The following is an 11,549-nucleotide window of genomic DNA, read 5'->3' as shown; positions in this document are numbered from 1 at the left end:
ATGCGCAATTCTGCTGTTTGTGTTGCCCTGCTTAGCGGGCTTGGCCTGTTGTCGTCCTGCCAGTCTAACCTGGTCCCTGCCGCTACCCCCACCACCGCCGCTAACTCCGCCGGTACCACACCAACTGCCCTGCGCGGCACGCGCTGGCTCCTGCGCCAGGTTGGCAACCAGCCGCTTACCGCAAGCCCCGATAAGGAAATCTATCTGCAGCTGAACGCCGCGGAGGAGCGGGCCGAGGGCCAGGCCGGTTGCAACCGCTTCCGGGGGAGCTTCACGCTACCCGCCGCCGGCGAACTGCGGTTTGGCCCCCTGCTGGCCACCAAAATGGCCTGCCCCGATCTGAACACTGAAACGGCGTTTCTTACGGCCCTGAACAACGCCCGCCGCTACCGCATCAGCGCCGATACGCTTTACCTGCACGGAGAATCAACCGCCACTGTGCTGGCCACCCTACAAGCGCAGAGACAATAAAAAAATCGGGCGGCCCCTTCCGGCAACTGCCGGAAGGGGCCGCCCGGGAACAGGGCGGCCGTGGCAGGGGCTACTTGTCGGCCGCCGCCAGAACAGCCGACCACTCCGCATCCGTTTTGGCGGCGGAAGATTTAGGCGCGGCTTTCAGGGCGCTGGCCAACTCGGGGGCGGCAGCCTGCAGGGACTTGAGCGTCAGCTTTACGGGCACCAGAGTGCCGTTGGGGTGCCGCAGGTAATAGGTGGTCTTGTCCTCAATTTCATCGTAGCGCCGGTTGGTGCTGTAGGCGCCCTGGAAGTCGGCTTTGCGCAGGGCTTTGCCGTAGCGCTTCAGCAGGGTGTACTTGCCCTCATGCAGCACCTCTACATAATCGGTGCGCTGGGTTGGCTCGGGAGCATCAGTAAAGCGCCGAAATGTGCGTTTGCGGGTGCCGGTAGCTGTAAGGGCGGGCTCTTCCAGCTCGAAACCAGCCAGCAGGCGGTCATCCAGCTGCAGGGAGTCGTTGGGGCGGTTCACGGGCCGCATGAGCAGGCGCTGGTTGAGCACATCGTACTTCAGGGGCACCGGGGCCAGGGGTATTTTGTTGGTCATGCGCAGGCGGGCCGGCAGCCAGCGGTTATCAGCGTAGGGCGAGCCTTTGGTGGCTTCAGCGGAGGCGGTGGGAACTACCGTTGGGGAGCCATTTACCAGGGCGTTAAGGTTGGACTGGGCGGCGGCCCCTACCTGCTCAATCTGAGGCTGCTGGGCATATGCCGTTTCAACGGCGGCTACGGGCAACGCCAGCGCCAGTACTACTGCGGAAAAGCGAAAGGTCATGGACACAAGGAAAAAGAGGGAGCGTTCTATTCCCTAAGCTACTGGTTTCCGCTCAAATTTCGAACCTACCCCAGGGTCAGCACCAAATCGTCGGCATTCACCAGGGTGCCTTCGGGCAGATTCACGGCCTGCACGGTGGTATCATCCTGGGCCGTGATGGTGGTTTCCATCTTCATGGCTTCAATGATGAACAGGGGCGAGTTCTTGCGCACCTGCTGGCCCGACTGCACCAGCACTTTGGAAAGCAGGCCCTGGAGCGGGGCCCCAATCTGCTTCTGGTTGGCCTTGTCGATTTTCGGGTTCTGCACCTTTTTCACCTCCACCGAGTTGTCGCGGATTTCCAGGTTGCGGCCCTGGCCGTTGAGGGTGAAGAACAGGGTGCGGCAGCCGTCTTCGTTTACCGGACCCACGCTCTGCAGGCCCACGATAATGCTCTTGCCGCGGGCAATGTTGATGATGGTTTCCTCGCCCAGCTGCAGGCCGTAGTAGAACACCGGGGTCGGCACCACCGATACGTCGCCGTACTGCTGCTGGTGCTGCCAGTACTGCTCAAACACCTTGGGGTAAAGCAGCCAGGAAAGCACATCGGTGAACTTGCCGCGCTGCCCGAACTTCTCCTCAAACCGCTGCCACTCCCGGTCAAAGTCGATGGGGGCGAGGTGCTCGTTGGGCCGGTCGGTGAAGGGCAGCTCGTCTTTTAGAATGGCTTTCTGCACCTCTCGGGGCCAGCCGCCTTCGGGCTGCCCGATGTCGCCGCGGAACAGCTCCCGCACCGATTCGGGGAAGTTCAGGGTGGGGCCTTTCTCCAGCACGTCGGCCGTGGTCAGGTTGTTGGACACCAGGAACAGGGCCATGTCGCCGACTACTTTCGAGGAGGGGGTTACCTTCACGATGTCGCCAAACAGCTGGTTTACGTCAGCGAAAGTGTGCTTGATGGTTTCGAACTTATCCAGGAGGCCCAGGGCCGCCGCCTGGGGCCGCAGGTTGGAGTACTGCCCGCCCGGAATTTCGTGCTGAAACACCTCCGAAGTACCCGCCTTCAGGCCCGACTCGAAGGGGTAGTAGTGCTCCCGCACCGTGTCCCAGTAATTGCTGAACTCATTGAGCGACTCCTGGTTGAACTCGCGGTGGCGCTCCTGCCCCCGCAGCATTTCCACCACAGAGTTGAAGTTGGGCTGGGACGTAAGGCCCGAGAGGCTACCCAGCGCCACATCAATCACATCAACGCCGGCTTCCACGGCTTTCAGGTAGGTAGCGGGCTGCAGGGAACTGGTGTCGTGGGTATGCAGGTGAATGGGCAGGCTGATGGTGTCGCGCAGAGCGGTAATCAGCTCGGTGGCGGCGTAGGGTTTCAGCAAACCCGCCATGTCCTTGATGCAGAGGATGTGGGCGCCGGCTTCCTCGATTTGCCGGGCCAGGCGCAGGTAGTAGCCGAGGTTGTATTTCTGATTGCGCTTGGGGTCCAGAATGTCGCCGGTGTAGCAGATGGCGGCTTCGGCCAGGCGGTCCGTCTTGTTGCGCACGAAGCCGATGCAGGCTTCCATGCCCGGCATCCAGTTCAGCGAGTCGAAGATGCGGAACACGTCGATGCCGGTTTCGGCGGCCTGCTCCACGAACCGTTCGGTGAGGTTATCGGGGTAGGCTTTGTAGCCCACGCCGTTGGCCCCGCGAATCAGCATCTGCAGCAGAATGTTGGGGACGGCGGCACGCAGCTTGGCCAGCCGCTCCCAGGGGTCTTCGTGCAGGAAGCGCAGGGCCACATCGAAGGTAGCCCCGCCCCAGCACTCCAGGGAAAAGGTTTGCGGATGCTGGCGGGCGTAGCGCTCGGCCACTTTCAGCATGTCGTAGGTACGCATGCGGGTAGCCAGCAGGCTCTGGTGGGCGTCGCGCAGGGTGGTGTCGGTGTAGTGAATCTGCTTGTCCTGGCGCAACCACTGAGCAAAGCCGTCGGGGCCGAGCTCCGTGAGCTTTTGCTTGGTGCCGGGGGGCGGCGGTGTTGTCAGGTCGGCTTCCGGCAGCAGGGGCTTGCGCAGCTCGCGTTTGGGGTCCACGTGACCCTTCACGTCGGGGTTGCCGTTTACGATGACGTTGCCCAGGAAGCTCAGAACTTTGGTGGCGCGGTCCTGGCGGGTTTTGAACTTGAACAGCTCGGGGTGGTCCTTGATGAAGTCCACGTTGGCCTCGCCGGCCATGAACATGGGGTGAGCAATAATGTTCTGCAGGAACTGGATGTTGGTGCTCACCCCGCGCACCCGGAACTCATCCAGCGTGCGGGCCATCTTGGTGGCCGCGCCTTCCAGAGTGGGCGCCTGGGCCGACACCTTCACCAGCAGGGAATCAAAGAAGGGCGAAATGCGCACCCCCGTGTACACCGAGCCCTGGTCCAGCCGAATCCCGAAGCCGCCGGCCGAGCGGTAGGCCGTGATGGTGCCGTAGTCGGGCTTGAAATCCTGCTCGGGGTCTTCGGTGGTGATGCGGCACTGAATGGCTACCCCCACCTTCGGCGGCTTCACATCAAGCCCCAGCCCGATTTCGGGGTCGGTGAGGCGGCGGCCGTCCGCTACGTGGAGCTGAGTTTTAATCAGGTCCACGCCGGTAATCATTTCCGTCACCGTGTGCTCTACCTGAATGCGCGGGTTCACCTCAATAAAGTAAATCCGGTCGTGCTCGGGGTTCACCAGAAATTCCACGGTGCCCACGTTGTTGTAGTTCACGGCCCGGCCCAGGCGCAGCGCGTACTCATATAAGAGGTGGCGCATGTGGTCGGGCAGGTTGAGCGAAGGCGCTACTTCCACTACCTTCTGGTACCGCCGCTGCACCGAGCAGTCCCGCTCGTAGAGGTGGGTAAGGCCGCCGTAGTTGTCGGCCACTAGCTGCACCTCAATGTGCTTGGGCCGCTCCACGAACTTCTCCAGAAACACGGTATCGTCGCCGAAGGCTTTCAGGGCTTCGTTGCGGGCCTCGAAGAAGCCTTTTTCCAGCTGCTCATCATCCCGAATCACACGCATGCCCCTCCCCCCGCCGCCGGCCGCCGCCTTCAGCATCACGGGGTAGCCAATGCGGTGGGCTTCTTCGCGGGCCACCTCAAAGTCGGTGAGGTCCTGCTGGCTGCTTTCAATAATGGGCACTTGGCACTCCACGGCCACTTTCTTGGCGGCCACCTTGTCGCCGAGGGCTTCCATGACTTCCGGCCGCGGCCCCACGAAAATAATGCCTTCCTCGCGGCAGCGCCGGGCCAGGGTAGCGTTTTCACTCAGGAAGCCGTAGCCGGGGTGAATGGCATCGACGCCGTTTTCCTTGGCCGTGCGAATCAGCCCTTCAATATCGAGGTAGGGCTTTAGCGGCTCATCATCGCGCCCAATCTGGTAGGCTTCGTCGGCTTTGTAGCGGTGCAGGGAGTACCGGTCTTCGTAGGTATAGACGGCCACCGTGGTAATGCCCAGCTCGGTGGCGGCGCGCATAACGCGAATGGCAATTTCGCCCCGGTTGGCGACCAGCAGTTTGCGGATGTTCATCGTGGAAAGCGGTGTAGGGAGTAGAAGTGGAAGGCGTGGTGCAAGCTACGGAACGAAGCCCAGAACATGTAGCGAATTTTTGCTAAATCATATTTTTTCGCAGCCAATAGTGTACAACCTTGTCTTCGGCTGGCTGGCGGCGTAAGGCAAACCCAACCGCCTTATAGCACTGATTTACTTAACAGTATCTGTCAATGCTAGTTTTCCTGATTAATCAGATTGACAACGAGCTTCACCATCACTTCTTTGTCTTCCGGCTTACTCTCGGCAATCAGCAGGGTAAGGGCTACCAGCGCATTATCGGCGAGGCGGCGGGAGCCATCAGCTTTGTAGAGGCAGCCGTTTTTATCCATAAACCACACGAACAGGAAAGCCGCGATGCGCTTGTTCCCATCCGAGAACGAATGGTTCTTGACGACGAAATAGAGCAGGTTGGCCGCTTTCTCCTCCACACTCGGGTACAGCTCTACGCCGCCAAAACTCTGGTAAATCGTGCGCACGGAGCTCTGGAACGACTCGTCCTTTTCGCGCCCGAACAGAATGCTACCCCCAAATTGCTCCCGCAGGCTGTCCACGGCTTGCAAAGCGGCCTCGTAGGTTAACTCAAACGGCGTATCGGGTGAAGTAGCAGTAATGCGCAGGCGCTGGTGGTCGTACTGGTCCAGCACGTCGAGGGCGCGGGCGTAGTCGCTGAGTACCCGTAGCAGAGCCGTGGTCTGGGTAGGCGTCAGCTCCTGGCTGTCGGCTATTTCGCCCTGGAGCTGGAGCAGGCGCTTGAGGTCGGCCAGTTGGCGGGCGTCTTCGCGCAGGCGCTGCTCGTTGAGGGCGTAACCCCGCACCAAGTACTGCCGCAACACCTGGGTAGCCCACTGCCGGAACTGCGTGCCTTTCTTAGAGTTAACCCGGTACCCCACGGAAATGATAACGTCGAGGTTGTAATACGTCACCGGTTTGTCCGAAAAAGCAATGTGCATTTTTTGCACATTGCTTTCTTCGTCCAATTCATCAGACTGAAAAATAGCACGCAAGTGCTTGGTAATTACGCTCCTTTCCCGACCAAACAAGTCTGCCATCTGGGCCTGGGTTAACCAGATGGTTTCGTTTTGCAGGTGCACGTCGAGGCGGGTTTGGCCGTCGGCGGATTGATAGAGGATGATATCCGGCGTGGCGGTAGTAGCGGCGGGCATAGGGTTGAAAATCAGTAGCAACCCAGCAATATGCGTAATCAGGCGTCAGTAGCCAAGTCAGCGTTGATATTCGCTACGAAGGCTACGCCATAAACCTTCCCGGCACGGTTGAGTTGAGTAGAAACCTTCTCACCTGATCTTCCTCGAATGGAATTTGCGAACAAAAACATCCTCCTCGTGGGGGCTTCCTCCGGTATCGGGCTGGCTACAGCTCAGCTGCTTCAAAAGCTGAACGCCAACCTGTTCACGGCCTCGCGGCACCTGTCGCCGGAGCTGGCTGAGCTGAACACTACATTTATAGAGCTGGACGTAACCCAGCCCGTAGGTGCTGCCCTGGATGGCCTGCCCGAAGTATTGCACGGGGTGGTGTACTGCCCTGGCTCCATCAAGCTGCGGCCCTTCGAGCGAATTCCGGCCGACGACTTTCGGGCCGACTTTGAGCTGAACGTACTTGGGGCAGTACAAATCCTGCAGGCTACTATGAAGCGGTTGAAAAAGGCCAACGGTGCCTCCGTGGTGCTGTTTAGCACGGTAGCGGCCGATACCGGCATGGCCTTTCACGCTAGCATTGCCACGGCCAAAGCCGCCGTGGAGGGCCTCACCCGCGCCCTGGCCGCCGAGTACGCCGCCAGCGGCATCCGGATTAACTGCGTAGCGCCTTCTCTCACCAACACGCCCCTGGCCGCCGCCCTGCTCAGCACGCCCGAGAAGGTAGAAGCCGGGGCCAAGCGCCACCCCTTGCAGCGCATCGGCGAGCCCCAGGACCTGGCCTACATGACCACTTTTCTACTCTCCGACCACAGCGCCTTCATCACGGGGCAGGTGCACGCCGTAGATGGGGGTATGGGGCGGTTAAAATAGAAGCAGCCTAACGCTTCCGCTTTGCGTACTGCCCGTATCATTTCCGCCGGTTTCACCCTACATGCGAAGCGGAAGCTTCGCGCTACCTCCCATGAAAATTACCCTGTTCTGGCACCGGCGCGACTTGCGCCAGCACGACAACGCGGGCCTGGCGGCGGCTCTGCAAAGCGGCCACCCGGTGGTGCCGTTGTTCATCTACGACCGGGAAATCCTGGATTTACTACCCTCCCGCCGCGACGCAAGGGTGACGTTCATTTATGATGAAGTGGAGCGCCTGGCCCGCCAGACCGAGCAGCAGGGCGGCACCTTCCTGGCGTTTTACGGCCGGCCGCTGGAGGTTTTCGAGCAGCTGCTGAGCCAGCACGAGGTGGCAGCCATCTACACCAACGAGGACTACGAGCCCTACGCCACCGAGCGGGACACGGCCGTGGCCGCGTTGGCCGCCCGCCACGGGGTAGCGTTTCACGCCCTCAAGGATCAGGTCATCTTCGCGAAGAATGAGTTGCTGGGCAAGTCGGGGAAGCCGGCGCGGGTGTTTGGGGCTTACCGCAAGGCCTGGCTGGAAAAGCTGCGCGACGAGCACCTGCAGCCCTACCCCTCCGCCGACCTCTACACCGCCCCCAACCTGGCCCAGCTACCCCAGCCCGCGCCGCGCCCGACCCTGGCGAGCATGGGCTTTGAGGAGTTTCGGCAGCAGGTGCCGGCCAACGAGCTGCCGCCCGAGGAGCTGGTGCGCAACTACCACCTTACCCGCGACTCGCCGGGCCGGGTGGACAGCAGCACCCGCCGCTCGGTGCACCTGCGCTTTGGCACTCTGAGCGTGCGCGAGCTGATGCGCCAGGCCCGCGACCTGAACCCCAAGCTGCTGGCCGAGCTTATCTGGCGCGACTACTTCATGCTGCTGCTCTGGCACTACCCCGCCACGGCCACCGAAAGCTTCGAGCCGCGCCTGCGCCAGGTACCCTACCGCAACAACGAGGCGGAGTTTCAGGCCTGGTGCGAGGGCCGCACGGGCTACCCCCTGGTAGATGCCGGCATGCGCGAGCTAAACCAAACGGGCTACCTGCCCAACCGGGCCCGCATTGCTGCGGCCGGCTTTCTGGTGAAGCACTTGCTCATCGACTGGCGCTGGGGCGACCGGTACTTCGCCGACAAGCTGCTGGATTACGACATGGCCCAGAACGTGGGCAACTGGCAGTGGATGGCCGGCACGGGGGTGGTGGCCGCCCCCTGGTTCCGGGTGTACAGCCCCCAGAGCCAGCTCGACAGCTACGACGCCGACCGGGCCTACGTGAAACGCTGGCTGCCCGAGCTGGGCACCAGCGCCTATCCCCAGCCCATTGTGGACCACAAGTTTGCCCGGGAGCGGGCCATAGAAACGCTGCGCACCGCCTACCGGGCAGCGGGGCAATGAGCGACATTCCAGAAAAAACAGACCGTCATTCCGGGCCCCGCGAGGAATGACGGTCTTTCTTGCTACTCACCCAGCCTGTTCACACAGCCTAATCAGGCAGTCCCATTCGATTATGTTTACACTATAGTACCCCCTTTTCATTCCTGACTGCCCAGCAACTTCCTACCCCTTCAGTTGGTTATACAGGCATGGAAAAGGACCGCATCAAACAAGCCTACCTCGATTACGTGCTGCGCAAGGGCACGCCCCCGGCCTCCGTGTTCAAGCTAACCAAAAAGCTGGGCCTGCCGGAGCAGGAATTCTATCGCTACTACGCCAACTTCGACGTGCTCGATAGGGAGCTGTGGGCTGATTTCGGCCGCGAGGCTTATGATATTGCTTCCAAAGAACCCGTGTGGGCCGAGTACGGCGCCCGCGAGAAACTGCTGGGCTTCTACTATACCCTGCTGGAAGTGCTGAAGCGCAACCGCAGCTTCGCCCTGCAGGCCCTGCGCCGCTCCCTGCACCGCATGCCCGGCCTGACCCCACGCGTGCTCGATGGGCTGCGCCAGGAGTTTGAGGAGTTCGTGACAAACATCCTGCGGGAGGGTCGGCAGAGTGGAGAAATTGCTACCCGCCCACTTATCGAAAACACGTACCCCCGCTTCTTTTGGCAGCAACTGCTGTTCGTGCTGGGCTTTTTCGCCCGCGATGAGTCGGTGAACTTTGAGCGCACCGATGCCGCCATTGAGAAAGCCGTTACCCTGAGCTTCGATTTGGTCGGGCGCAATACCTTCGACTCGGCCACCGATTTTGTGCGCTTTCTGGTGCAGAATCGTCGCTAGTAGCTACGGCCTATAGCCCGTCATTCCGACGCGGCAGGAATCTGAGGTGGCCATTCGACGGTTAAATCCAGATTCCTCCTACGTCGGAATGACGGCTGGCTTTTCAACCTTCTTCCATGCCTGATTCCGCCGAGAATACCCCGCTCAACTCCCTGCCCACCACCAAAGTCGCCCGGGCGGCCCGCTTCGCCAAAACTGGCCTCAACGTGGGGGCCAACTACGTGAAGCACTACGCCAAACGGGCCGTAGGGGCCGACAGCTCCACCGCCGACCTGCACGAGGCCAACGCGGCCGAGCTGTACGGGGCCCTAAGCGAAATGAAGGGCTCGGTGCTGAAAGTGGCCCAGATGCTGGCCATGGAGAAAAACATTCTGCCCACGGCCTACGCCGAGCAGTTTGCCCAGGCCCAGTATCAGACGCCGCCCCTATCGGGGCCGCTGGTGGTGAAGGCCTTCCGGGATGCCTTCGGGAAGTCGCCGTTTGAGGTGTTTGACACCTTTGACCTGAACGCCCGGCAGGCCGCCAGCATCGGGCAGGTGCACCGGGCCGAAAAAGACGGCCGCACCCTGGCCGTAAAGGTGCAGTATCCCGGCGTGGCCGACAGCATCCGCTCCGATATCCGGCTGGTGAAGCCCATTGCCCTGCGCGTGCTGGGCCTCGATGAAGCCACCGTGCGCCCTTACCTGCAGGAAGTGGAAACCCGGCTGATCGAGGAAACCGACTATGCCCTGGAGCTGCGGCGCGGCCAGCAGATTGCCGCCGCCTGCGCCCACCTGGCCAACCTGCAGTTCCCCCGGTACTACCCCGCGCTGTCGGCCCCCCGCATCCTGACCATGGACTGGCTGCCCGGCCAGCACCTCAAGGAGTTTCTGGCTACCAACCCCAGCCAGGAGGTGCGCAACCAACTGGGCCAGGCCCTCTGGGACTTCTACATGTTTCAGCTGAACACCCTGCGCCAGGTGCATGCCGACCCCCACCCCGGTAACTTTCTGCTGCGGGCTGACAACGGCGGTACAGTAGGCGTGCTGGATTTTGGCTGCGTAAAGGAAATTCCGGCCGACGTGCACCAGCTCTTTACAGCCCTGCTCGCCCCCGAAACCCTGGCCAACGAAGCCCGCCTGACCGCTTTGCTGACCCAGGCGGGGGTAGTAAAACCCGAGGACCCGGAGGCGCAGCGCACGTTTTACGTGCGTACCATGCAGGCCTCCCTAGAACTGGTGGGCCGCCCGTTCCGCCAGCCCGCCTTCGACTTCGGCGACCCGGCGTATCTGCAGAGTCTCTACGCCCTCGGCGACGACCTCATGCAGCAGCCCGAGCTACGCCAGCAGCGCGAGCCCCGCGGCTCCGAGCACTTCATCTACCTCAACCGCACCTACGTGGGCCTGTATGCTTTGCTGACTGAGCTGCGGGCGTTTGTACGAACGGCTTAGGGCTTCCATAGACCTGAGCACTTTTCGTTGTCATTCCGAACAGAGCAAGGAATCGGGGTTAATCACCCAACCGCTTAACTCAGATTCCTTGCTCCGCTCGCACTTCACGCCCTCCCTCACGTACTCGTTCACCTATTCCACCAGCCGGGCCAGGAGCTGCTCCAGGGCCTGGGGTAGCTGCGGCAGGTTGCTTAGCACGAAGTACAACTCCTGAAACTTGTCTTTCTCGAAGGCCGTGTTGAGTACCCCATCCAGCGTGAACGGCAGGCGGGTGGGCTGCTCGCCCAGGCTGAATTTCACCTCCCCGTGCGAGGACAGCAGGCCGGCTCCGTAGATGCGCAGGCCATCGGGCTGCTGCACTAGGCCAAACTCGGCCGTGAACCAGTACAGGCGCGTGAACAGCTCCAGGGTGCCGGGCCAGCGGTGGGCGTGGTGCTGGGCCGCCTCGCCCAACTGCTGGAGGAACTGCGCAAACCTCGGGTTGGTCAGCAAGGGCACATGCCCGAATACGTCGTGGAACATGTCGGGCTCCTCCAGGTAATCGAGCTGCTCCAGCTTGCGCAACCAGGTAGTAGCCGGAAACTTGCGCTCGGCCAGCAGCCCGAAAAACTCCGCATCGTCCACCAGGCCGGGCACTACTACCAGCTCCCAGCCCGTCAGCTCCCGCAGGCGCGGGTTCACTTCCCGAAAATCCGGTATAGTTTCGCGGGTAAAGCCAATTTGCTTTACCCCTTCCAGAAAGGCATCGGCGGCCCGGCCGGGAAGCAAGGCCATCTGCCGGTCGAAGAGCAGCTGCCACACGTGCTGGTCGGCAGCGGTGTAGCGGCTATAATCCTGGGTCAGGAGGGGCAGGGCGGCAGATGCGGCGGGGGCGGTCAGAGAAGTCATCATCTGAGAAGAAGAAATAGAGTGAAAAAGAAAAAGCCTGCCTCCGCACGAAGCGGAAGCAGGCTTTTGAAAAGTGTCGGTAGAGAAAGTTGCTATCCTCGCTGACACGCCGTGGCCGCTCCGCTCCGGTGGGGAGCGTAATAAG

The 11,549-nt window shown here is 61.5% G+C and carries 9 protein-coding genes; 5 read left to right on the top strand and 4 right to left on the bottom strand.

Translation table 11 applies throughout. From position 1 onward, the window contains the following. Positions 1-471 (top strand): META domain-containing protein, encoded by a 471-nt coding sequence (locus tag GGU46_RS09515; RefSeq protein WP_183403284.1) that lies wholly within the window; start codon positions 1-3, stop codon positions 469-471. A 70-nt stretch (positions 472-541) separates the two neighbouring features. Here GGU46_RS09515 and GGU46_RS09510 read toward each other — a convergent pair whose 3' ends face one another. The 3 genes from GGU46_RS09510 to rhuM form a co-directional block, all read right to left on the bottom strand. Continuing rightward, positions 542-1,285 (bottom strand): hypothetical protein, encoded by a 744-nt coding sequence (locus GGU46_RS09510; RefSeq protein WP_183403283.1) that lies wholly within the window; start codon positions 1,283-1,285, stop codon positions 542-544. Between the two features lie 65 nt (positions 1,286-1,350). Next, complete coding sequence (locus tag GGU46_RS09505; protein WP_183403282.1) at positions 1,351-4,800, bottom strand: pyruvate carboxylase; 3,450 nt, start codon at positions 4,798-4,800, stop codon at positions 1,351-1,353. 197 nt (positions 4,801-4,997) lie between these two features. Then, positions 4,998-5,987 (bottom strand): virulence protein RhuM/Fic/DOC family protein, encoded by a 990-nt coding sequence (gene rhuM, locus GGU46_RS09500; protein WP_183403281.1) that lies wholly within the window; start codon positions 5,985-5,987, stop codon positions 4,998-5,000. 147 nt (positions 5,988-6,134) lie between these two features. Here rhuM and GGU46_RS09495 point away from each other — a divergent pair, with 147 nt between their 5' ends. From GGU46_RS09495 to GGU46_RS09480, 4 genes are all read left to right on the top strand, one after another. Next, the gene (locus GGU46_RS09495; RefSeq protein WP_183403280.1) at positions 6,135-6,848 is read left to right on the top strand and encodes an SDR family NAD(P)-dependent oxidoreductase; all 714 of its coding nucleotides are present in this window, start codon (positions 6,135-6,137) and stop codon (positions 6,846-6,848) included. 91 nt (positions 6,849-6,939) lie between these two features. Next, entirely contained in the window at positions 6,940-8,262 is a 1,323-nt protein-coding gene (locus GGU46_RS09490) for a cryptochrome/photolyase family protein (RefSeq protein WP_183403279.1), read from the top strand. A 188-nt stretch (positions 8,263-8,450) separates the two neighbouring features. Further along, positions 8,451-9,086 (top strand): TetR/AcrR family transcriptional regulator, encoded by a 636-nt coding sequence (locus GGU46_RS09485; RefSeq protein ID WP_139923043.1) that lies wholly within the window; start codon positions 8,451-8,453, stop codon positions 9,084-9,086. 116 nt (positions 9,087-9,202) lie between these two features. Continuing rightward, positions 9,203-10,516: an ABC1 kinase family protein gene (locus tag GGU46_RS09480; RefSeq protein ID WP_183403278.1), complete on the top strand. Its 1,314-nt coding sequence runs from the start codon at positions 9,203-9,205 to the stop codon at positions 10,514-10,516. A gap of 132 nt (positions 10,517-10,648) precedes the next feature. Here GGU46_RS09480 and phhA read toward each other — a convergent pair whose 3' ends face one another. Continuing rightward, positions 10,649-11,407: a phenylalanine 4-monooxygenase gene (gene phhA / locus GGU46_RS09475; protein WP_246398823.1), complete on the bottom strand. Its 759-nt coding sequence runs from the start codon at positions 11,405-11,407 to the stop codon at positions 10,649-10,651. Positions 11,408-11,549 lie beyond the last annotated feature (142 nt).

Source organism: Hymenobacter latericoloratus, from assembly GCF_014199535.1.
Lineage (GTDB): Bacteria > Bacteroidota > Bacteroidia > Cytophagales > Hymenobacteraceae > Hymenobacter > Hymenobacter latericoloratus.
The sequence above is the reverse complement of the archived record's forward strand: the minus strand, read 5'-3'. Positions and strand labels throughout refer to the sequence as shown.